The sequence below is a fragment of the Pseudoalteromonas sp. 2CM28B genome (assembly GCF_023161935.1).
The window spans coordinates 41,537-63,994 of the sequence record NZ_JALNTH010000031.1; the positions used below are offsets into that span (position 1 = coordinate 41,537).

General features: G+C 39.2%; 20 protein-coding genes. 8 read left to right on the forward strand and 12 right to left on the reverse strand.

Annotated elements, in window-relative coordinates; all coding sequences use genetic code 11:
* Positions 1-41: 41 nt before the first annotated feature.
* The gene (locus MTN96_RS27855) at positions 42-515 is read right to left on the reverse strand and encodes a Dps family protein (RefSeq protein ID WP_008112861.1); all 474 of its coding nucleotides are present in this window, start codon (positions 513-515) and stop codon (positions 42-44) included.
* 400 nt (positions 516-915) lie between these two features.
* Between MTN96_RS27855 and MTN96_RS27860 the strand changes: the two genes are divergently transcribed.
* Positions 916-1,125, forward strand: coding sequence for a hypothetical protein (locus tag MTN96_RS27860; RefSeq protein WP_036980649.1), 210 nt, complete (start codon positions 916-918; stop codon positions 1,123-1,125).
* Here MTN96_RS27860 and MTN96_RS27865 read toward each other — a convergent pair.
* A complete protein-coding gene (locus MTN96_RS27865) occupies positions 1,122-1,727 on the reverse strand; it encodes an alpha/beta hydrolase (RefSeq protein ID WP_010392243.1) in 606 nt (201 codons plus the stop codon). The genes MTN96_RS27860 and MTN96_RS27865 overlap by 4 nt on opposite strands.
* A gap of 498 nt (positions 1,728-2,225) precedes the next feature.
* On the reverse strand, positions 2,226-2,762 hold the full coding sequence (locus tag MTN96_RS27870) for a YaeQ family protein (RefSeq protein WP_036980646.1): 537 nt from the start codon (positions 2,760-2,762) through the stop codon (positions 2,226-2,228).
* Positions 2,763-3,068: 306 nt separating this feature from the next.
* Between MTN96_RS27870 and MTN96_RS37075 the strand changes: the two genes are divergently transcribed.
* Entirely contained in the window at positions 3,069-3,170 is a 102-nt protein-coding gene (locus tag MTN96_RS37075) for an AlpA family transcriptional regulator (protein ID WP_282452114.1), read from the forward strand.
* Positions 3,171-3,323: 153 nt separating this feature from the next.
* On the opposite strand, the gene MTN96_RS27880 is transcribed toward MTN96_RS37075, so the two are convergent.
* From MTN96_RS27880 to MTN96_RS27895, 4 genes are all read right to left on the reverse strand, one after another.
* Positions 3,324-4,007: a hypothetical protein gene (locus tag MTN96_RS27880; RefSeq protein WP_248533514.1), complete on the reverse strand. Its 684-nt coding sequence runs from the start codon at positions 4,005-4,007 to the stop codon at positions 3,324-3,326.
* A gap of 432 nt (positions 4,008-4,439) precedes the next feature.
* The gene (locus MTN96_RS27885; RefSeq protein WP_308200740.1) at positions 4,440-4,982 is read right to left on the reverse strand and encodes an Eco47II family restriction endonuclease; all 543 of its coding nucleotides are present in this window, start codon (positions 4,980-4,982) and stop codon (positions 4,440-4,442) included.
* 15 nt (positions 4,983-4,997) lie between these two features.
* Positions 4,998-5,237 carry a hypothetical protein gene (locus MTN96_RS27890; RefSeq protein WP_248533516.1) on the reverse strand — a complete coding sequence of 80 codons (240 nt, stop codon included), beginning with the start codon at positions 5,235-5,237 and terminating at the stop codon, positions 4,998-5,000.
* 60 nt (positions 5,238-5,297) lie between these two features.
* Entirely contained in the window at positions 5,298-6,539 is a 1,242-nt protein-coding gene (locus MTN96_RS27895; protein ID WP_248533518.1) for a DNA cytosine methyltransferase, read from the reverse strand.
* 145 nt (positions 6,540-6,684) lie between these two features.
* Here MTN96_RS27895 and MTN96_RS27900 point away from each other — a divergent pair, with 145 nt between their 5' ends.
* The 3 genes from MTN96_RS27900 (at position 6,685) to MTN96_RS27910 (ending at position 9,050) form a co-directional block, all read left to right on the forward strand.
* Positions 6,685-7,392 (forward strand): Eco47II family restriction endonuclease, encoded by a 708-nt coding sequence (locus MTN96_RS27900; RefSeq protein ID WP_248533520.1) that lies wholly within the window; start codon positions 6,685-6,687, stop codon positions 7,390-7,392.
* Entirely contained in the window at positions 7,385-7,783 is a 399-nt protein-coding gene (locus MTN96_RS27905) for a MazG nucleotide pyrophosphohydrolase domain-containing protein (RefSeq protein WP_248533522.1), read from the forward strand. Before MTN96_RS27900 ends, MTN96_RS27905 begins: the two co-directional genes overlap by 8 nt.
* Positions 7,784-7,847: 64 nt before the next feature.
* Positions 7,848-9,050 carry an IS256 family transposase gene (locus tag MTN96_RS27910; protein WP_248533524.1) on the forward strand — a complete coding sequence of 401 codons (1,203 nt, stop codon included), beginning with the start codon at positions 7,848-7,850 and terminating at the stop codon, positions 9,048-9,050.
* A gap of 4 nt (positions 9,051-9,054) precedes the next feature.
* Here MTN96_RS27910 and MTN96_RS27915 read toward each other — a convergent pair whose 3' ends face one another.
* Entirely contained in the window at positions 9,055-9,363 is a 309-nt protein-coding gene (locus tag MTN96_RS27915) for a hypothetical protein (RefSeq protein WP_248533526.1), read from the reverse strand.
* A 59-nt stretch (positions 9,364-9,422) separates the two neighbouring features.
* The gene (locus MTN96_RS27920; RefSeq protein WP_248533528.1) at positions 9,423-10,349 is read right to left on the reverse strand and encodes a hypothetical protein; all 927 of its coding nucleotides are present in this window, start codon (positions 10,347-10,349) and stop codon (positions 9,423-9,425) included.
* A gap of 280 nt (positions 10,350-10,629) precedes the next feature.
* Between MTN96_RS27920 and ylqF the strand changes: the two genes are divergently transcribed.
* From ylqF to fusA, 3 genes are all read left to right on the forward strand, one after another.
* Positions 10,630-11,583: a ribosome biogenesis GTPase YlqF gene (ylqF, locus tag MTN96_RS27925; protein WP_248533530.1), complete on the forward strand. Its 954-nt coding sequence runs from the start codon at positions 10,630-10,632 to the stop codon at positions 11,581-11,583.
* 942 nt (positions 11,584-12,525) lie between these two features.
* Complete coding sequence (locus MTN96_RS27930) at positions 12,526-12,954, forward strand: hypothetical protein (protein WP_374276066.1); 429 nt, start codon at positions 12,526-12,528, stop codon at positions 12,952-12,954.
* Between the two features lie 432 nt (positions 12,955-13,386).
* Positions 13,387-15,471, forward strand: coding sequence for an elongation factor G (gene fusA, locus MTN96_RS27940; RefSeq protein WP_036983338.1), 2,085 nt, complete (start codon positions 13,387-13,389; stop codon positions 15,469-15,471).
* A 163-nt stretch (positions 15,472-15,634) separates the two neighbouring features.
* Here fusA and mdoH read toward each other — a convergent pair whose 3' ends face one another.
* The 3 genes from mdoH to MTN96_RS27955 form a co-directional block, all read right to left on the reverse strand.
* Positions 15,635-17,599, reverse strand: a complete 1,965-nt coding sequence (gene mdoH / locus MTN96_RS27945) for a glucans biosynthesis glucosyltransferase MdoH (RefSeq protein WP_138627375.1) — start codon at positions 17,597-17,599, stop codon at positions 15,635-15,637.
* Positions 17,571-19,190, reverse strand: a complete 1,620-nt coding sequence (locus MTN96_RS27950) for a glucan biosynthesis protein G (RefSeq protein ID WP_248533532.1) — start codon at positions 19,188-19,190, stop codon at positions 17,571-17,573. The genes mdoH and MTN96_RS27950 overlap by 29 nt, the downstream gene beginning before the upstream one ends.
* A gap of 337 nt (positions 19,191-19,527) precedes the next feature.
* Complete coding sequence (locus MTN96_RS27955) at positions 19,528-22,191, reverse strand: ExeM/NucH family extracellular endonuclease (protein ID WP_248533534.1); 2,664 nt, start codon at positions 22,189-22,191, stop codon at positions 19,528-19,530.
* Positions 22,192-22,458 lie beyond the last annotated feature (267 nt).

Genomic DNA, 22,458 nt, shown 5'->3' on the forward strand with positions numbered 1-22,458 from the left:
AGCCTCAGTAATAACTGAGGCTTTCTATTTTTTAAAATAACTTAATCTAGGTAGGCTTTTAACATCCACACTAGTTTTTCTTGCTCTTTAATGTAGTCACTCATTAGTGACGCGGTACCTTCATCATCCGCTTCAGCGGCTTGTGCAAGAATATCGCGCTGCATTTTAATTAAGCTGCTGTATCCGGCAAGTAAGTTCTCTACTGCGGTTACGCCATCGCTGATCCCTTTTGCTTCTTTAATTTCACTTACTTCTAAGTAATCTGAAAACGCATGTAGCGGTGCACCATCAAGCGTTAAAATACGTTCTGCGATTTCATCTACTTTTAATAGTAGTAAGTTATAAATTTCTTCAAACTTTAAATGTAATTCAAAGAAGTTTCGGCCTTTAATATTCCAGTGAAAACCGCGCGCATTCATATATTGAATTTGATAGCTGCTTAAAAGCGTATTCAGTGACTTAATAATATCTTCACTTTTTGTACTGTTTAAACCAATTGCATTTACTTGCGACATACCTTGCTCCTTAAAGAACCGTTTTTATGAATTTGTTTACACCTTGTTCAATTCAGTCATTATTACCTAAGATGGTGTATTAATAAAATTGTTTATATATATTGGTGTCATAGCTAAAAGCTATCACCGTAGCTCGACTTTTTAAATAAGTTAGCTAACGCTGTTTAATAGATATGGGTTGTGTTTATAAAAATACTACCTTGAGCAGTAAAATTAGTGCTTTATTAAGTATAAAACATGATCTAAAACAAGCTTTTGACAGGCGCAGCACAGACTTATTTTATTTATTGATTTAGGTCAAAAAATGCGCATAAGTAAAGCGCATAATCACTATAACCCAACTTGATAGAGAGCACTTTATTGAGTTAAGGGGCTACTTGATTATATGCGGAGAGAAATAATGGAAGCTAAAACACGTAAAGAGAATAAAGCTGAACTCATCGTTATTGGTATTGCTTTGGTCGCGTTTGTTATTGGATTAGTTGCGCACTTAGCGGGTGCGAGTTTTGCAAACTCTGATACCTTTGGTTATATCGCTGCACCCATGCCGCTGGTGTTGGGTATTATATTTTTGATCAGCTATAAAGTGGCCGCTGCAGCCGAGGACTAAATGTCCTCGTTCAAGCGTTCAAGAATATAATTAACGACTTGGCGAGAGTAAATCATACTGGTATGGCTTAAATGAAACACCTTGTGTTCAGCCATACCTTTAAGTTTGGTTTCATCCAGCAGTACGGTGCCATCAGAGCGGCTGCCTTTTACAATGAGTGGCATTAAGCCAATCGGTAAGTCGCCGGCAATGCTATATAGCTTGGCTTTAAAAGGCCAATCACCATTTTTAGAAAGTAAAAACTCAACACTATTTTTTAATAATAGCTCGAACCCTTTTTGCTGCATTTTTTCAGCAATATGGCTGCCAGTATGTGGCGTACCTAAGGTGATTACCTTTTCAACATGATGACTTGGCGCTGAGTTTGCCTCTAAATAGGCGCGAGCAACTAAGCCCCCCATAGAGTGACACACTAAAGCAGAAGGCTCATTGCTAATAAACTCATCTATTTGCGTAAAAATAGCATCTCGATTAGGGTCTCGAGTATTGTAGGTTAAGTTTAAAACTTTAACCCCCGACTCTTCCAAGCGTGAGCACAACGGGCGCATAACCAAGCCAGACATATACAAGCCATGTAAAACAATAACGCGTTTAACTTTCATACGCCCCCTAATACCAATTTTATTAAAAACATGATCATTCTAGCGTATTAAATAATCCGCTACCTACGTTAAAAATTATTTATATAGAACAACTATATGCCACAATTTTCGCCTTGTTACCGACTTATTTACTTGTCGCTATAATAGATAACTAATTTAATGCAATCAGGGTCTGTTGACCTTTCAAGGTTGAGTTTGCAGCAGTGTGTTTGGTATTTAGGCAAGGCAGAGCCTATGTGGTGTGGTTATTCCTCATAAATAGGCGATAACGCAGCATCAATGCCAAACATCCGTTGCCCTTCGGGTTCTGCCTAGGAGCGATTTACTCTTTGTTACTCGGTTTTTTACTTATTCTTACATGGATGTAAGCCAGTAGAATAACGCAGGAGCAGTTATCGAGCCCACTAGGTTACAAACCTCGCGCCGCGATTAAACCGCTCCTAGTTTGAACAAATTATAATCCGCAAAGGTCAACAAACCCTAGTATAACTACCGTAATTACATTAATTGCTGCGGTTTTATCTCAATATTCGTGGTGTCGGTATTAACCCATACTTCACCATCTTGAATGGTAATAGCCAATTTAATATTACGATCAACCAACGCAGCTAATAACTGAGTAGCAGCATAATCAAGGCTAAAAATGCTTAAGTTTTTAAACTCGTATAATTTAGGCTGATGCTTTTGCCACCAAATAGCTTGGTTATTCTCACCGTAAGTATAAAGCACTACTTTTTTAGATTTATTACAAGCTTTTTTAAGGCGCTTTTCATCAGGCAGCCCTAGCTCAATCCAAAGCTCTATTTCTTCACTGTAATTGACATGCCAAAGCTCCGGCTCATCATCAGCACATAAACCTTTAGTAAACTCTAATCCATCACAGCTATTAAGTGCAAAAGCGAGTAAGCGGATCATCAAGCGCTGCTCGGTTTCAGATGGGTGTTGTGCCAAGGTTAAATTAAAGTCTTGGTATACGTGACGGTCCATATCGCTAAGCGATAACTGCGCCTTCATGATGGTAGATTTGAGAGCCATAGTGTCTTATATGAAAAAATTTGCGTCAGTATAGCGCATTAATACCCAAACCACCTCAAGATACAGCGCTCAGCGTTTCATTAAAGCCCAAAAAAAGATTACTTTGCAAATAGGTTTTTAAGTGTTAATAGCGCAGAGAATAAGCGTTCATGAAACGCCCAAGGGTAGGTTTAAAAGCGATTAATACTGCGTTATTAATTTTAGCAATAAAACCACTATTACTTGCAATCAATGCCTTGCCTAAATCATTTTTAATTCCAACTGAAACTCTCATCTTGAGGTGGTTTGGGTATATAGACTTGCCAGTTGAAAATTATATACTCTGTAAAGTTAGGTGCTAAGTCAGTGGCTTGGGTTGAGTCAGAAGTGGATGATTGGATAATGGAAAGAATAGGTGAAAGGGGATAGGCTGATGTAGTCACCTAATCATTTTAATTTAGATAGATTAAGTAAACTTTTACTTGTGTTAAAAGCCTTAGCAGCTCGATTATTAATATATAGAAGGGTAGGCCAAGCTTACCCCTCTATTAGATCTATTACTTTAATATTAAGCTTAAAAGCTTAAATACGGCCTTGCTCCTTAAGCCACCACTTTGGCGCCCAGCTGGTGGCGCCTTTAAATAACTCCTCGTTTTCATTAAACGTATAAAACTGTTTTAATTCGCTGAGTACTGTTGAGCTATTTTGTTCACTGTTTGAGTTTGGATACATAGAGCGAAGCCAAAGACCAAAGTAATCAGTAAATTTAGGGTGCTCAGCAATTTGGTACCTACAGTTATCCATCACAGACCTGAAGTAATGACCCATCGCCAACAATAAGTAGCCTAAATCTTCGTACTGAGTTTTTTTGCTTTCAAGACAAGAGTATCCATAATCCTTCAATGTTTCTTTATTAATTCCCCACCGTGTTAATTTCTCAATATCTTCTAGTGACGATTCATTATTAATTGGGGTACGCAGTAAATCCCAAAACTTAGCTATAAGCTCTTCTTTTGGCTCTTTTGTTATACAGTTATTAAATGCTTTATTAATTAGCTCAGGGTATTTATCGATTAAGCAGGTACTGGATACGGCATTGCTATTCAACGAATTAGCTTGCTGCATTAAATCGTGATAATCACGATAGCCTAAATCTTTCGAGCACTCTTCTAAGTATTGTGTGTGTGTTTTTTCTGGGTTTTGTTTATGTAGTTTCTTTGCACGCTTTTTAACGTGTGCAATTAAGTTTGAATTTGTATATGACATGACGTTCTCCTCAAAGCCATTGAACAAAGTGCACCCCTCACCAAAAACAATGACGAAAAAAACGTTAAATTTGAATAGTTAGGTTCTCCTGAGGAGATTTCCCTTTGGGGTGGGGAGGCGCCCTTTTAAGCACCACAAATATGATGTCTTAAAATAACAGGTGTTGTCAACATAGATATTTCATAAGTAACCAATAACGTTACAAATAATATTTAATCTTGGTGTGTATAAGTTCGGCTGTTAGTAAGGGGTAGCTAATATATTTACTTAGGAGTGTTCAATTTATCAAGTTTGTTTTACTCTACCAGTAATAAAGGATTGTTTAGCGTTAGATTGAGTCAGAAGTGGATGATTGGATAATGGAAAAAATAGGGGAAAGGGATATTAGCCGCACATAGGATGCAGCTAGTTACTGAGGACTGGCTAATAAACCTACTTTTTTTTAACAAAAGAATATTCGAAAATATCTTCACGTATTTGATCTAAATGATCAGTAAATTCTTCTGCTATTTCATTTGCTATATCAATAAAATTTATTCTATTGTTCATGATACCGCTTATCTCGTTAGGTAGAGCATCATATAATCTTTTTAAATTATCTCCATCACCTGTAACTATTTTATAAACCTCGGATCCCCAAGCTTTGTAAAGCCTGTCATGGATTACGGCCATACTAGTGCCACCTGGTTGAGTTTTTGCGGCTCTTTTTTTCCATTTTATGGAGCCAGAACGTGCAGCTGTTGAAGGTACTATAAATCCCCAATATGCTTTGGCTTGTTCATTTTCTTCTAACACTTTGATTAGCTTGTCTTTGACCTGAGTTAAAGTATCGCTGTTACAAGTATTATATTTATTCTTTAATTCAATATATATTGAATTATCCTCTTTAACCAAGTCCACCTTTGAATTGTCACCTACGCCTAAATCTAGCCACCCATCAACGTTTCCGAGAATAAGTTGATGAAACTCGCCTATTTTTTGCTCGTAGGTTTAGTATAATTGACGAAGTACTTCTGTCCGTAGCCAATTGTCTTTACCGCACAACTCCAATCCAAATACCATAGCAAACGGATCGACTGAATTAGAAAATAAATCTGATTTAAAAATGGTGTTATTTTCGATGTTTAAGATAACACTATCTTTAAAGTCATCGGCGTCATTTAGACTATTTGTTACATGATAAATTGCTTTTTCTAAATTTTCATTAGATATAAAAGGTAAAGTTTGCATAATGTTTCCATGTCAGAATGAAAATTCATTCTGACATAAAGTACTTTAAAAACAATAGCTCTATCTTGTTATTTGATTTAATAAATTAACTAAAGAACGCCCTAATGCCGCAGCCATATTCACGGGCACAGCATTACCAATTTGTTTATAAACAGCGGTTAATGATCCTTGAAATTCCCAGTTGTCAGGGAATGTTTGAATGCGAGCATATTCTCTAACTTGTAATGGTCGAGTTTCTAATGGGTGGCAGCGCTCTGTTTGCTTTTGAGCAGGGGCAGTTGTTAATGTAAGACTAGGTTCCTTTAAGGATAGGCGCCTAGCCATACCTGTTTTGCCACCACCTAAGAAATAGCTACCTTTCATATATTCTCTTTGCAGCTCATCAGGGAGATCGCGCCAATAACCTCCTTGAGGAACTAGAGACATTATCTCTCGCTTTCTCTCTGGATAAACTTGACCGGGTGAAGATGGAACATCAGTCGTGAATAGATCGCCTTTATAAAAAGCATCTTGCAACGTTGTGATACGTTTATATGGGGAAGGCCACTCGAAATAAGCTTTATCTACTAAATCTTTGCGGATTGCAACTAAAATTAACCTTTCGCGCTTTTGAGGAACTTTATAAAAAATTGCTTTGAGAACACGTGGCTCAACCAGTTTATATCCTAATTCATCAATGACATTTTTAATAACTTCTAAGGTTTTTCCACCATCGTGACTTAATAAAGCTTTAACATTTTCGGCCATGAAAACTTTAGGTTGTAACTCTTTTATCGCACGAGCCATTTCAAAAAATAATGTACCCCGTGTATCTTCAAAACCTAGACTTTTTCCGGCATAAGAAAATGCTTGGCAAGGGAAGCCACCAGTTAAAAGATCAATATTTTCAGTTATATTAGTAAAATCAATTTTACTAATATCTCCTTCAACAACGTTCCACTCAGGACGATTAAACCTCAAAGTGGAGCAAGCATGCTTATCCAATTCATTTAAAAGCACACTATGAAACCCAGCTTGCTCCATTCCTAACGCTAAGCCACCGCCACCAGCAAATAATTCAACTAAGTTATACTGACGTATAGGTTTTATTTTAAGTTCTTCATCCCATTTTGTTTCAATTAAGTTTATTACTTCAGGATGTTGAGCTACTTGGTCAATTGATATTAGGCCGCTTTCAGGATCAGGAGTAAGTTCCCCACGCTTTATTCTTGCGCCTATAGTGGCCTTTGATTGAGATAAAATATCTGCAAGTACTTCTACGCTAAAGAGTATTGGCTTTTCATTACATTGGACATCAAACATATGACGCTTCCATTTTATTAAATTTTTGAACACTGTCTTAATATACAGTATTTTTATGGGTTGGTCCAGTATTTTATCTATCTTATCCTAGATATTCTATTTGTAATTAATTTGATCAATAATAAGGTTTTTATAAGGGATTAATATGAAAGCATTTGATAGGGAAGTGGTTAAGTCGGCGATAAAAGAGAGTGTGTTGCGTGTGTATGATGCCCATCATAGTAATTTGGATCTTTACCGCAACACCTTGGATTGCTTTTCATCTTCAATTGACTCTGTGGTTCAAGGGATTAGTTTAGATGAATGGATGCTTCAAGAAAAAGAAAGGCAAGTTCAAAAAACTAAGCAAAATGCTATTGGTACTCTACATGAAGAGGTTATGGGGGCAATACCTGGGGTTGATAATTTAGCTGTTGGGAACCTTATTGATATAGTTTCTGATAAGCATCGTATAGTTGCGGAAGTTAAGAACAAGCACAATACTACGAAAGGAAACCATAGGGTTGCCGTTTATCATGATTTAGCCCAAGCTCTGGACAAGTACCCGGGCTTTACAGGGTACTATGTTGAGATATTACCTAAAGGTCAGAAGCAGTATAATAAACCCTTCACACCATCAGACAATAAAGCCAAGAAGAAACTTCCTAAGCGAGAAGATATTCGTGTAATTGATGGAAAATCTTTTTATGAATTACTGACGGGTGTTGAAGGTGCCTTATCTGAACTGTATTCGGAGTTACCAATTCTCGTTGCTGAAATTTTAAATGAAAAATATGAAACGAAGTTAACAGCTAATAAAGTAACCGAGTCAGAAGCGTTTAACTACAACTTTAGGAAGGCGTACGGTGGGTAATAAATTTATCGAAGTACAAATAAAAAAGCTTAACGAAATCGCTAAAGTTAAGGTTAATAAGGATTTAAAGGGCACTTGGTCAGAAGGTAGTATAACCTATTTAAACGGAATGTATGATGAGTTAGAAGAGGTTACAAAGGAACTAAACTCTGGTCGTCAATGCTATTTAGAGGATGAGTTAGGCGATGTACTTTGGGATTACTTATGCATGGTACAACACTTGGAACTAGAGGAAAAAGTATTAGTTAGTAAAGTATTTGACAGAGTTGTGAAAAAGTACAGCGAAAGAGTTATAACTCTGGAGGAAGGAGAGACTTGGGGAGATGTCAAAGCTAGGCAAAAAATAAAGCTACAAAGCGAATTTAATGAGACTAAGCGTTTAAAAAAATAAGAGGCCTGGGTAGTGTTTAGAAATCTGTGTCATTTCAGTAATATTAAGAAAACAGGAGTGACACATGACTCAATCTTTCGATTTCAACAAAGCATTAGCTGAACTTCAATCTGGTAAAGGGTTAACTGGTGAAGATGGTGTTTTAACACCGCTAATTAAACAATTAACTGAAGCTGCACTCAGAGCAGAGCTAGAGCAGCATCTAGAATCTGATCTGCAACCAAACCGTAAGAACGGCACTAGCAAGAAAACCGTTAAATCATCTGTAGGTCAATTTGAACTTGAAACACCAAGAGACCGCGCTGGCTCCTTTGAACCGCAACTCGTTAAGAAAAACCAAACTAAGTTAACGCCAGAAATTGACCAAAAAGTCCTATCTATGTTTGCGTTAGGCATGAGCTATCGTGATATTCGCAGTCACATTCAAGAAATGTATGGCATTGAAGTATCAGAAGCCACAATAACCGCTGTGACTGACCAGCTAATACCAGAGCTTAAAGCGTGGCAATCTCGCAGTCTTGATGCGTTGTATCCATTTATCTGGCTTGACGCTATTCACTATAAAATCAATGAAAATGGTCGCTACGTTAGCAAAGCGGTTTATAGTGTGCTGGGTATTAATATTGAAGGCCGTAAAGAATTACTTGGCCTCTACGTATCAGAAAGCGGAGGTGCTAACTACTGGTTATCAGTGCTGACCGATTTACATAATCGTGGCGTATCCGATATTTTAATCGCCTGTGTTGATGGACTAAAAGGTTTCCCTGAAGCCATTGGCACTATCTATCCTGAAACAGAGGTTCAACAGTGCGTTATTCATCAAATTCGTAACTCGATGAAGTACGTAGCCTCTAAGCACCAAAAAGCCTTTATGGCTGACTTAAAACCCGTTTATCGTGCAGCAACTAAAGATGCCGCAGAAGCAGCACTGGATGAGCTAGACGATAAATGGGGCAAGCTATATCCCATTGTTATCGACTCTTGGCGTCGTAAATGGACGAACCTGTCGGTTTACTTCAAGTACCCAGATTACGTGCGAAAAGCCATTTACACCACCAATGCTATCGAGGCGGTTCACCGCCAGTTTAGGAAATTGACCAAGACTAAAGGCGCATACCCGAATGAAAATAGCTTGATGAAATTATTGTATGCAGGCATATTGAACGCCTCGAAGAAATGGACAATGCCAATCCACAGTTGGAACCTGACATTGTCGCAATTAGCCATTCACTTCGAAGGTAGGTTAGATGGCGTGCTAGATATTTAGCAATTTAGGCTGACACAGAATTCTGAACGCCCTCCTCGTACTGATAGGCTATTTCCCCATTGCCAGCATAGATCTCAGGTGCTTCATTATTTCTCTCATTGATAGCTTCGACAATTACATATCTAGGCGTATCTTCCTCTCTTTGCTCTATGTCAGCATAATCAACCCATAGTACATAATACTGTTCGCCTACTTTAAAATAGAAGCTAGGGCAAAGGTCATTGTGCCAGCTTTTATCTATTAAGTAAGGGTGATCTTTTAAGTTGAAGCCTAATTCAAAGCCTTGACCAAATTCTTGTTTGTATAATTCCATCTAAAACTCCTAATAATGAAAAAGAGCCACTCAGTTGAGAGGCTCTTTTTCATGCATTTTTAAGATACTTTTATGAAGTTTTCTTGATCTTCATGTAAATAGTAATATTTCAATTCAAACCAGAGGTTTGCTTCTAACTTTTGAAACCATATTACGTCTTCTTGCGTAGGTTTTTTTGATCCAACAATCCAAAATTCATCAGAAGGTTCTACTTCTGGATAGTACCCATACCTAAGTAATTGCCCTATAGCAGCTTCAATTTCTTCAGTCGCAGTTCTTTTATACTTTAATTCAGCTGTTATCTTTTTTGAACCATCGACTATAACTATATCTCTTTTAAAATTGAGATCATGGTATTGACGCTTTATCAATAGCTCTGGATTTCTAAGTGTATACCATTGAACAAAATTATCCTCCATGAATTGCTCTTTCCTTTCACAGACTTTTTCAGACATAGCTCGTCTTATATAAGTTTCTGGTGCTTCATTACGGACTTCAGATTGAATTTCATTATATAACGCTTGATTTTCTTCATTGTAAATAAAGCCATCGCAGATACCAGCTTTGAGAAATGACTTTATTGCTTCGAGCTGTTTAAGGTTATCTTCCTTTAGATAAAATAATATATCGTAATAGCTCTGTTTCTTATTGAAGCAATTTTCAGGTCGCAACAGTTGTGAAAGATCTTCCGAGTAGAAGTAATCTGGAATATCTAAAGTGTTAACTCCAAATCTCACATTTACCCCATTTTTAGATGGTCTAGGATCAATTGATACTCGGCCGTTTTTATTACTAGGTCCAAATTTATACTTGGCATTACCATCATTAACCCAGCCTTTATTGCTTCCCCTGTAGTGCAAATGTAAAAAATCTATAATGCTGTCAAGTAAAGGCTTGTAATTTGGGTTTTTAGAAAGCCATAGCATAGCTTGTTCTTTATCTTCAATTTCAGTTGCTCGACCTATTTTAGATTTTTTTTCGTCCATACTCATTTTTCCTTCCTAATGCTTTTTATAAATGATTACTATCAACTATTTATAACTCTAGAGCTAATTCAGTTTATTTAATAGAGTTATTTCATTAACGCCAATAAAGGTGCAAGTTGTTTTTATTTGTAAATTGTCGCAATTTTTTATAAAGAACTAATCTAGTGTTTTGTAGTAAACTACGCACTATTAATTGAGGTGATAAATCGAAATTATTCACCCAGTACCCCACACAGTACCCCATGGTGTTATGGGTTGAATTAAAAGGTTTAATAATCAAATGAGTAGAGCAGGAATACAGTGGTTCCCTGGGCACATGAATAAAGCCCGAAATGAAATTAAAGAAATAATGCCACAAATGGATGTGATCATTGAAGTGCTAGATGCGCGCATTCCTTACAGTAGCGAAAACCCGATGGTGGCTACCTTACGAGAAGGTAAGCCGGTCATCAAAATTCTCAATAAAGCCGATTTAGCTGATCCTAAAATGACGCAAATCTGGAAAGACTATTTTGAGCAAGAAAATGGCGTAAAAGCCATTGCGTTTGGTAATGATAAAGCCGCAGAAGTGCATCGAATTAATGAACTGTGTAAAAAGTTAGTGCCGCATAAAGTCGGTGCCGATAAGCAAATTAAAGCCATGATCATGGGGATTCCTAACGTAGGTAAATCGACGCTCATAAATGTGCTTGCTGGGCGAATAGTGGCTAAAACCGGTAACGAGCCTGCAGTTACTAAGGCGCAGCAACGTATTAAACTTGATGATGGCATTATGCTTTACGATACGCCAGGGATGCTGTGGCCAAAAGTAGAGAACGAAAACTCAGGTTATCGTTTAGGCGCAACCGGTGCGATACGTGATACCGCTATTGAGTACGAAGAAGTGGCAAGTTACACCGCTGAGTATTTATTGCATGCTTATCCTGAGCTTTTAAAAGCGCGCTATAAATTAGATGAACTGCCAGAAAGCGATTGGGAGTTTGTTGAAATGGCGGGTAAAAAGCGCGGCTGTATTCGCGGTGGTAACCAAATCGATACGTATAAAATGTCGGAAATTCTAATTAATGAATTACGAGATGGCATTATCGGTCGTATTACCATGGAAACACCTGCCATGCGTGAAGAAGAAGAGATAATGGTAGCTGGGTTGCGCGCGGCAGCAGAGGCGAAAAAGCAAGCCAAAGAAGAAGAGAAAAAACAACGCCGAGCACGTGCACGAAAAAACCGTCGTTAATTTATAAAAGCGCAGGTTAAGGCTTTACGCGTTAAATTACAGACATAAAAAAAGCCCGTAAGGGCTTTTTTAGTTTCATATCTACCGTCACCGATATGAGCAATGTAGCAAGTAAATGAGTAGGGCGGAAACAGGTCATAATCAGCAAGGGGCGTTGTGGTTTATAACAGGTTTCCATAGCTGTTAGCGTGCGCCACACGTTTGTTTCAGGGTCGAGAAACAAATGAATTTTTCAGTCACAAGAAGCAATGTACTCCTTCTTGTTGAGATTGATTATCAGTTAGATTTGAGTGGCTGTCAACACCTTAATGAAAATGATTCTCATTAACTTTGGGGTGGTTTTATATTAAATGATAGGCATAAAAAAAGCCCGTAAGGGCTTTTTAGTTTCATATCTACCGTCACCGATATGAGCAATGTAGCAAGTAAATGAGTAGGGCGGAAACAGGTCATAAACAGCAAGGGGCGTTGTGGTTTATAACAGGTTTCCATAGCTGTTAGCGTGCGCCACACGTTTGTTTCAGGTCGAGAAACAAATGAACTTTACCGTCACAAAAAGCAATGTACTTCCTTCTTGTTGAGATTGATTATCAGTTAGATTTAAATAACTGTCAACACCTAAATGCAAATAATTCTTATTTTAACTTTTTGTTTATTTATAGCACTAAAGTAAGGGCTGATTTTTGCTGCAGTTCTCCTTATGCCAAGTTAAGTATTATAATAACAAGAACAAAAATATGTTTTCTATTTGGTTTATTAGCCTTATTGCCGTGGTGTACCTAGGAGTATTATTTGCAGTGGCGGGGTGGGCAGATAGGCGTAAGATGCTGCCATTCAAGGGCATGATTTATGGCCTATCATTGGGTGTTAATTGTACCTCATGGGATTTTTATGGCACAACTGCGCAAGCCGCAAGTAATGGTTGGTGGTTAGCACCAACTTATGCGGGCACTATTATTTATTTTTGGCTGGCAATTGTATTGCCGCATTGCACATATTTGTCGACAACAAAAACTCACGTCATTAGCTGATTTTATTGCTACGCGATATGGGCAATCGTCGAGTTTGTCAGGGCTGATCTCACTTATTTCAGTAATAGCGATTGTGGCGTATATCTCTCTTCAGCTAAGTGCAACTGCGCAGAGCATCAACTTAGTCACCGACCGAGCCCCTACTCAAAGTAACCAAGTGTGGGCTGATAGTACGTTTTATATTACGTTATTACTGGCTTTATTTGCGATTTTATTTGGCGCTCGCAGGCTTAAGCCCAGTGAGCATAACCCCGGGTTAATTGCCAGTATTGCCTTTGAATCGATTGTTAAGTTACTTGCCTTTATTGCGGTGGGCTTGTGTGTGTTTTTCTATATTTGATCGCCTCTAAATATAAGTCGGCTTATATCGCTGCAAAACATGGCGCTTTTCATTTATTAGAATGTGCACCCGGTGTGACTATTGATGAAATCAAAGCCAATACTGCGGGTAATTTAGTTATTAGCGACAAATTCAAAACTATGAGTTTTGAGTGATTTTACTAACGATTTGTATGGGCAAAATAATTGTGTTTGCTTCATGTCATCATCCGATTGCGCTTTTGATGTTCAACAATGACGCTGATAAAGACTTAAGTCGTTTAAATACAGTTTATAATGTGCCTCTTTTAAGCCCATCTCATACCTCAAAATATCTTTAAAGCAAGTTTTTTATAAATTGATTGCATTTTAAGCGACTTCTATGGTGATGTTCGCTTTAAGTAATGCTATACTCCCGCCGAATAATTTATCGACTTTATTAAGAGTAAAATTAATGGCAGATTTATCGAAGTACAGAAACATTGGTATTTTCGCGCACGTTGATGCGGGTAAAACCACAACTACTGAGCGTATCCTAAAGCTTACAGGTACAATCCACAAAAGCGGTGAGACACATGATGGTGAGTCTACTACCGATTTCATGGAGCAAGAAGCTGAGCGCGGTATTACTATCCAGTCTGCGGCAGTAAGCTGTTTCTGGAAAGATCACCGTTTTAACGTTATCGATACTCCTGGACACGTTGACTTCACCGTTGAAGTTTACCGTTCACTTAAAGTACTAGACGGTGGTATCGGTGTATTCTGTGGTTCTGGTGGTGTTGAGCCACAATCAGAAACTAACTGGCGCTATGCGAATGAGTCAGGCGTTGCACGTATCATCTTCGTAAACAAATTAGACCGTATGGGTGCTGATTTTTACCGTGTAACTGAGCAAGTACAAAAAGTACTTGGTGCTACTCCATTAGTTATGACTTTACCAATTGGTATTGAAGACGAATTCATAGGTGTTGTAGACGTTTTAAACAAACAAGCGTATGTTTGGGATGAGACAGGTCTTCCTGAGAACTACTCAATTGTTGACGTTCCAGCTGACATGGTAGAGAAAACTGATGAATACCATGAAATGCTTATCGAAACTGCTGTAGAGCAAGACGATGACCTAATGGAAGCGTACATGGAAGGTGAAATCCCTTCAATCGAAGACATCAAGCGTTGTATCCGTAAAGGTACTCGTGACCTTGCGTTCTTCCCTACATTCTGTGGTTCTGCATTCAAAAACAAAGGTATGCAACTTGTACTTGACGCAGTAGTAGATTACCTACCTGCCCCTACAGAAGTTGATCCTCAACCTCTTATGGATGAAGAAGGTAACGAAAACGGCGAGCATGCAATTGTATCTGCAGACGAATCTTTCAAAGCGTTAGCATTCAAAATCATGGATGACCGTTTTGGTGCATTAACATTCGTACGTATCTACTCTGGTAAGCTTAACAAGGGTGACACTATCCTTAATGCATTTACGGGTAAAACTGAGCGTGTTGGCCGTATGGTTGAGATGCAAGCAGATGATCGTAAAGAGCTTACTTCAGCACAAGCGGGCGATATCATCGCTATCGTTGGTATGAAGAACGTGCAAACTGGTCACACTCTTTGTGATCCTAAGCACCCAGTAACACTTGAGCCAATGGTATTCCCAACTCCAGTAATCTCGATTGCTGTACAGCCTAAAGATAAAGGCGGTAATGAGAAAATGGGTGTTGCTATCGGTAAAATGGTTGCAGAAGATCCATCTTTCCAAGTTGAAACTGATGAAGATTCAGGTGAAACTATCCTTAAAGGGATGGGTGAGCTTCACTTAGATATCAAAGTAGATATCCTTAAGCGTACTTACGGTGTAGACCTTATCGTTGGTCAACCACAGGTTGCTTACCGTGAAACTATCACTCGTGAAGTCGAAGATAGCTACACGCATAAGAAACAATCTGGTGGTTCTGGTCAATTCGGTAAAATCGATTACCGTATCAAGCCTGGCGAAGTGGGTTCTGGTTTCACGTTCACATCTTCAGTTGTTGGTGGTAACGTACCTAAAGAATTCTGGCCTGCAGTTGAGAAAGGCTTTAAGTCAATGATGAACGAAGGTGTTCTAGCTGGCTTCCCAGTACTTGACGTTGAAGTTGAACTTTTCGACGGTGGCTTCCACGCCGTGGATTCATCAGCAATCGCATTCGAAATCGCAGCTAAAGGCGCTTTCCGTCAGTCTATCCCTAAAGCGGGTGCACAACTTCTTGAGCCAATCATGAAAGTTGACGTGTTCACGCCAGAAGATCACGTAGGTGACGTAATCGGTGACCTTAACCGTCGTCGTGGTATGTTAAGCAACCAAGAAGCTGGTTTAACTGGCGTTCGCATTAAAGCAGACGTACCGTTATCAGAAATGTTCGGTTACATCGGTTCACTACGTACAATGACATCAGGTCGTGGTCAGTTCTCTATGGAGTTCTCACACTACGCACCATGTCCACAAAACGTAGCTGACACAGTAATTGCTGCAGAAAAAGAGAAAAAAGCAGCTAAGTAATTAGCACTTTAACTCTTTAAAAAAACCCGCACGTGTTGCGGGTTTTTTATTGTCTGAAGGTTATTAAGCTCGAAAATTAAAACGTGCGGTCATAAAAAAGGAGCAACAGTTAGTTGCTCCTTTTTTATTTATTATGGCTATACAAATCTTCAAAATAGCTGACTTAATTTAGCTTATTAGCTGTTTTTGTGATGAGTGCTTTAAACTTCTTACGATGTGATTCACCACTAAAGCTCTGAATAGGCATGGTTACTTTATGTTCTTGTGGTAACAGCGGTATTGCTGTTGAATAACGCCCTGCAGGTGGAACGGTTATCTCTTTGAGGTGTACTTTAAGTGCCGCTAATGTTGCATCATTATCGACTTCACTCGGGCAGAGAAAAATTCCCCACTGCCTGAGCTTAACGCCTAGCTTGATACTACTTGAATAGCGCACAATAGGTGCAGCGAGTATGAGCCCTAATAAAATAGGAGATAACCACCAAAAAAAGACCGGCGTAAAGTAATAAGCAACGCTACCCCATACAATGGCAACCAGCGAAGAAAGCAATGTATAACTAAACGCTTCTTTCCATGGCACCATTCTGCCTTCACGCGGTTGAGCGTCCCATTTTACTTTTTTACCTAAAAATACACAGACTACAAAATACGCATGAAAAACCATCATTAATGGTGCCACAATAATGGCAAACACGGTTTCAATTATAGACCCTAAAGTAAGTTTTAATGCACCACCAAAGCGCTGCTTTCTATGCACTAAGGTAACAATCACGCCCATGAGTTTAGGCAATAATAAAATAATGATAGTTAAGTAAAGTAATGAGTCAATGAGCTCTGTTTTGGCTATTTGCCAAGTTGGAAATAGTTGATAGGCGCGATTAAAATAGACATCGCTATTTAAAGCGCGTGTTACCGCGTCTATGGTGCTTAACGCCAGCATAGATAACCAAATGAGTGATGATATATACGCGGTTGCACCCAGTAAAAAATGCAGCTTACTCATTAGCTTTAATTTTGCTGATGATAATAAGCCAAGATGTTGAATATTACCTTGAACCCAGCGTCTGTCGCGTACAGCATAATCTAATATGTTGCTCGGAACTTCCTCGTAACTGCCCTCAATATCGGCAAGTAATAATACGTCCCAATTCGCGCTATGTAATAAAGAGGCTTCCACAAAATCATGACTTAAAATTTCACCACCAAAAGGCGCTTTACCTTTTAGTGTTGGCAAGCCACAGCAATCAATAAATGCTTTAACGCGAATAATGGCATTATGGCCCCAGTAATTGGCTTTATCGGTTTGCCAAAAAGCAGATCCGGTAGCTAACATTGGACTATAAAGAATTGAAGCGAACTGTAAAAAGCGTCCAAAAAAGGTATCTTGGCGCACAGGAATAGGGATAGTCTGAATCAATCCCGCTTGTGGATTATTCAGCATACTGGTAGTGAGCTCTAGCATACACTGACCCGTCATCACACTATCAGCATCCAATACAATCATGTGCTCGTATTGGCTACCCCAGCGCTCGCAGAAGTCGGTTAAGTTACCCACTTTACGATGTTTGTTATCTTCACGGCGACGATAAAATACCTGCTTTGCAGTATCACCTAAGCGCTCACATAACGCATGCCATGCACTTAATTCATTACTAGCAATAGTTGCGTCTTGTGTATCGCTTAGTAAATAAAAATCAAAGTGTTTTAATTGCCCTGTCGCTTTTAATGATTGTAAGCTGACTTCAAAGCCTGCAATCACTCTGTGCGTATCTTCGTTATATATAGGCATAACCACAGCCGTTTTTTGCTGTGACAATGCTTCACTGTTAATAGAGACCGGCTTTATTTTTTTAAGTGTGAGTGGATCTATCCGAAATAGCTGCAGTATAAAACCAATACAACCACTACAAAATGCGGTGACTATCCACGCAAAAGTAATAGAAAATAAAGCAAGAAGTGCATACTCAAGTAAGGTCATGCCATTTGAATTTAAAATTTCAAACATAATTGAAATGCCATAGCCTGAAAGACCAATAGCAGCGATAGCAAATAACCACACACGAAGTGTTTTAAAAGGCATCGGCGTGCCTGCGCTTTGTTTACTTGATGTCATTTGGATACCAAACATAGCTCCATACCTCGCTCACTTCTTTATTACGTAGCTTTAGCGATAAACGCATATCTACAGGATCACTACCTTGGGGAGCGACTTTAAAAGCAACACGCCAACCTAATGATTTTGGTAATTTTTGCACTGTAATATCGCGGGCTTCACCGGTAGTAAGCTGAAGATCTGCGCTAAGTGCTAATTTTGCTGATAACTGATTGATATCAGGGCCGGTAAAGTCAACAGTAAATTGACGATGGCTTTTTGGCGGTGGATTATCTTCACCAGGTAATGCGGCACTACCAATACGCGTTCTAGCTACTTTGGCCAAATTATTTTGGCTTAGATAATCATTAAACGTCGTCATTTTATAGCTAAACTTTAATGCCTCTCCTGCTTTGAACGGCTTTTCAGGAACCCAATAACTTACAATATTATCGTTTGTTTCAGTATCTGTTGGAATTTCTACTAGCTCAACACGGCCATTGCCCCATTCACCTTGTGGTTCTATCCAAAGGCTAGGGCGGTCATGGTAATGCGCTTCGATATCAAAGTAGTTATTGAAGTCACGGTCACGCTGCACAAGGCCAAAGCCTTTTGGATTCTCATATGAAAAAGAGGTTACACTGAGTTGGGATGGATTATTAAGCGGACGCCATACCCAATTACTCTCTTGTGACTGCGTGAGCAAACCATCTGAATCATGTACTTCAGGGCGGTAATCATCAAAAAACTTAGTGCTATTTTCACCGTGATAAAACATGCTCGTTAATGGCGCTATACCTAGCTTTTTAACATCTTTACGCGCAAAAATTTGCATGTCGACGTTAACACGTGTCTGTGTGTTTGGGTCTATTTCAAACTTGTAGGCTCCCGCTACCGATGGGCTATCGAGTAAAGCAAAAATAGTAATATTAGTTTGCTCTGGTGTTGGTTTTACTAACCAAAACTCTTTGAATGAAGGAAACTCTTCACCAGATGTTTGTGCGGTATCAATTGCCAATCCGCGTGCGGATAAGCCATAAACTTGATTAGGTCCAACTAGGCGAAAGTAAGAAGCGCCCTGAAACACCATAATTTCATCTTTATAGTCATCGTTATTTAGTGGGTAGTGCAATCTAAAACCAGCATGCCCTAACTGTGTACCTTCAACACTTTTCGCTATTTCATCTTTTAGGTGTGCTGCTGTTCCATCATATTGATAAAAGTCTGTGCTAAATGGGAGACGGCTAAGCTTGGCATCGTGATCAACGATATTGATTTTGACTGGGGTTTTATATAAAAAACCTGGGTGAAACAGTTGCAGCTCATAAAGCCTTTCATCTTTCCATACCGATTGATCGTGTTTGAAGCGGATTGAGCGGTAGTCTTGATAATCAATACTATTGAGCGCTTCTATTTGTATGTTTTTAGGTGCAATATAATCTTGCTCAGCAAGCTTTTTAGCACGCGCACTTATCACATCAAATAAGCTGCCTTGTGGTATTGCCGCTTCTAATGAGGTTGCTGCAATGGCGTTGTTCGTTCCCCATAGTGAAAAAACTATCAACATCCCTACCAAAGGTTTAAAAGCCCTTTGACAAGTTGATATAAGGTGAATGCGTTCTTTCATTTTGAATCCTTTATAAAAATATAGTTACAGCGAGAGTAACGTCTATCTCAATGGTTTTTATATGGGTTAGCAGGACTGGGCAATTATCGTTTTAGCGCAGGTGTAGTAACGCAGCTTCACATTTTGTATTTATTAAACAATAAATGAAAGGTGTGAAATTTGATAAAGGCCATATCAAGGTTTGCATAGATAGTAAGCAATGTTTGCTGAAGCTTGTCTGAATTACATTTGTATAAAAAATAAAAAATAAAAAATAAAAAAGCCGCGAAAGCGGCTTTTGAGTAACTATATAGATATTTTAGGTCACAATACCTAATTGTTAACCGACTAATTAAGCTTAATCAGCATACTTTGTTGCTTTGTACGTTAATTTAACATTACCAAAAGGAATGGCGCCGTTTACACGCACTCGCCACTTACCTTCTTTAGGGTTGGTAAATGAACAGCTTTCGCTATTACCGAAGCTTATTGAGGCGCAATCTTTTCTGAAAAGAGTCGGGTTTCTTTTATGGCGTACAAATAGGTTTGCATCACCCCAGCCACCGTCAAGGCTAACCGTTAGCTCGTCATAACCTTGTGGGATTTCAAAGCTGTAGCTTTTCCACCAAAACCACCCGCCAATATTATTAATTTCGCCAATAATTACTTCAGGTTCTGGCTCAGGTGGCGCGATAATGGTCGAGCGAATATCGACAATAACAGGGTCATGATCTGACGCTCTGTAAGGACCTTGAGCATATAAGGTTGATTGTTGTGCGTCAGATTTAAATTCAACGTTATAATCAAGCGAGATAGGCTCATCGGCATTAATGTGCCAATCGGTTGCACTGACTACTTTATTTAATAAGCTTGGGCTGACTAGGGCGTGATCTAAACTACCCGCTCGGCCAGAAAAGCTATAAGAGTAACCTAAAGTGTTGCCATCTAGCTCAGCAACCACATTTTTAAGGCCTTTATCAGCAAATGCACGGATAGGATCTTCCATTGCATAGGCGTTCATGTCGCCAACAAGAATGATATCTTCATCATCAACCCCTGTTGGTTTGCTATTTAACCAATCAGCAAATGCATTGGCGCCAGCAGTTCGAATTTCGTTCCAACATGCTTGGCCGTCATTTTGATCAGCGTTTCCACCAGTTGCACTTCCACAACCACCTTTAGATTTTAAGTGGGCAACGGCAACAGTAAAGACTTCTTCTGTCTCTAAAGACTTAAAGCTTTGCGCAATAGGTGCGCGATTGCTGTAGTCAAAAGGCGCGTCAGTTGTAATCGCTGCTGTTCCTACTTGCTGTACTTTATCAGCACGATAAATAAGCGCGGTAGTAATGGCGTCGGTGCCGATTTTATCAACGCCAAAGTCCACAAATGCATAGTGATTTTGACTGTCGGCATCATTAAGTGCATTTACTAAGCTTGCAACAGCACTAAATTCACCAAAGCCGTCATTTTCAATTTCCATTAAGCCAATCACATCAGCTTGCATAGCACTGATAGCACTAACTAGTTTGGCCTGTTGACGAATTAATTCTACTTCTGAGTCAGCGCCTCGGCTAGTTGGGAAACCGCCGCCTTGGCCGTCGCCATTAAAGTAGTTAAGTACGTTAAAGCTGGCAACACGTAAATCAGCGTCAGGGTTTAACTCTGGCGCATCGGTGCGTGGATTCGTAGCTATAAACTGAGGTGTGACCGTTGGGTGAATACGGTAAGTGCTAAAACTGTACGCTAGGGCGCCAGTTACGGTATTTACTGTATCGCCAGTACGCAGCGTATTCTCTGCCGATAATCCAGGTACAGGGTAAGCAATAGGGTCGCGATTTTGACGAGTTGAGCCATCATCTACGAGTATTTTTTTAGTTAGATTTTGCGCTTCAATCGCATTTGCTGCCGCACCAGGAAGTGCAACTTGTGTCCCTTGATATAAACGTTCGGTGGCAAGCTCTAATTCACCGTAACGACCTAAACCATAGTTATTCGTGACAACTAATGGCTGCTCTAGGGTCACCAACATACCTTCAAATGCTTCTAACTCACTTTGATCGATAACGGGTAAAGTGATTTTAGTAGGATAAGCTGAAAGGCCGGTATCACAAATAGCAACTTGGCTAACATTACCAATTTGGGTGGCATCAAAGTACTCTTCAACAGTACCTTGTACGCGAACATGGTCGCCAACATTAACATCAGTATTGGTAAAGTAAACAAATACACCTTCAGAAGTAAGGGGATTTGCATCTTCATCACTATTAAGTGAATTTACAAAAAAGCCTTTGAGCTGATCATCTGCTTGGAAATCAGCTGTCACAACGCCTTCAAATTCAACCACAGTGTTAACCAGTGGACTGCTTGCGCCTTCACCTTGAATACTGCTAATTAATGTTTTATCAGTGCCACATAGTAAAGGATCTTCAGGTTCTGGCTCAGGATCTGGATTAGGTGAAGAATTCCCTGCAAAGATACCTAGATCACTAAAATCATCTTGATCAAATTGCAGCCATAGCTCACTTGGATTAAAAGCGCCATCGGCATCAGTGCGTCCGTTTAATTGAGTTTCTTTACGGCGCAGTGTTTTATTTTGCGTTTGTACGCCACCTTCAGACCAAAATGAACCTGGATCTACGCCGCGTTGACCAAAGCTATCAATAACGGTTGAGCCTTGCGTAAGTACCAGTGCGTCATCACCATTAAAGTTAGTGACGGCGCTGAGTTGATCTGCTTTTTCTTTTAATTCAACTGAAGCATTACCATTAACAATGACATACGTGCTATTAGCAGCAAGTTCACCGGTTAAATCGAGCGTATTGTTCGCCTCTGTATTGCCATTTGAATAGAGACTTAGGGTATAGCCATCCAATGACAATGGGGTTGTCGAATTATTAAATAGTTCTACTGCTTTATTATAGCTACTGCCCTCTACGTATTCTGATATAACGAGGTTTGCGGTAGCGGGTGCACTGAGGCTTGCTAACACAAGCGCTAATGGCGTTATTTTTGTTTTCAACATTATTATTTTTTCCCGTGTTTTTGTTTCCCCAAATGGGACGCTTAGTGTAATGAAAAATGATTACAAATAGAATACAGAATGTTAACAATATTAAGTTTTGTTATTTTTTTGAGGTAGAACGTACAGTTGTGTGTTTGGTTTTAGGTAAGGCAGAGCCTGTGTAGTGTGATTACTATCTATAAAAATAGGGGGTAACGCTGCATAAATGCCAACTATGTGTTGTTCTTAAACATAAAAAAAGGGCAATAAAGCCCTTTTATATCAATA

Coding starts and splice junctions, on each gene's coding strand:
- MTN96_RS27855 (WP_008112861.1), bottom strand. CDS start 515: ATGTCGCAAGTAAATGCAATTGGTTTAAACAGTACAAAAAGTGAAGAT.
- MTN96_RS27860 (WP_036980649.1), top strand. CDS start 916: ATGGAAGCTAAAACACGTAAAGAGAATAAAGCTGAACTCATCGTTATT.
- MTN96_RS27865 (WP_010392243.1), bottom strand. CDS start 1,727: ATGAAAGTTAAACGCGTTATTGTTTTACATGGCTTGTATATGTCTGGC.
- MTN96_RS27870 (WP_036980646.1), bottom strand. CDS start 2,762: ATGGCTCTCAAATCTACCATCATGAAGGCGCAGTTATCGCTTAGCGAT.
- MTN96_RS27880 (WP_248533514.1), bottom strand. CDS start 4,007: ATGTCATATACAAATTCAAACTTAATTGCACACGTTAAAAAGCGTGCA.
- MTN96_RS27890 (WP_248533516.1), bottom strand. CDS start 5,237: ATGCAAACTTTACCTTTTATATCTAATGAAAATTTAGAAAAAGCAATT.
- MTN96_RS27895 (WP_248533518.1), bottom strand. CDS start 6,539: ATGTTTGATGTCCAATGTAATGAAAAGCCAATACTCTTTAGCGTAGAA.
- MTN96_RS27900 (WP_248533520.1), top strand. CDS start 6,685: ATGAAAGCATTTGATAGGGAAGTGGTTAAGTCGGCGATAAAAGAGAGT.
- MTN96_RS27910 (WP_248533524.1), top strand. CDS start 7,848: ATGACTCAATCTTTCGATTTCAACAAAGCATTAGCTGAACTTCAATCT.
- MTN96_RS27915 (WP_248533526.1), bottom strand. CDS start 9,363: ATGGAATTATACAAACAAGAATTTGGTCAAGGCTTTGAATTAGGCTTC.
- MTN96_RS27920 (WP_248533528.1), bottom strand. CDS start 10,349: ATGGACGAAAAAAAATCTAAAATAGGTCGAGCAACTGAAATTGAAGAT.
- ylqF (WP_248533530.1), top strand. CDS start 10,630: ATGAGTAGAGCAGGAATACAGTGGTTCCCTGGGCACATGAATAAAGCC.
- MTN96_RS27930 (WP_374276066.1), top strand. CDS start 12,526: ATGCGGGCACTATTATTTATTTTTGGCTGGCAATTGTATTGCCGCATT.
- fusA (WP_036983338.1), top strand. CDS start 13,387: ATGGCAGATTTATCGAAGTACAGAAACATTGGTATTTTCGCGCACGTT.
- mdoH (WP_138627375.1), bottom strand. CDS start 17,599: ATGTTTGGTATCCAAATGACATCAAGTAAACAAAGCGCAGGCACGCCG.
- MTN96_RS27950 (WP_248533532.1), bottom strand. CDS start 19,190: ATGAAAGAACGCATTCACCTTATATCAACTTGTCAAAGGGCTTTTAAA.
- MTN96_RS27955 (WP_248533534.1), bottom strand. CDS start 22,191: ATGTTGAAAACAAAAATAACGCCATTAGCGCTTGTGTTAGCAAGCCTC.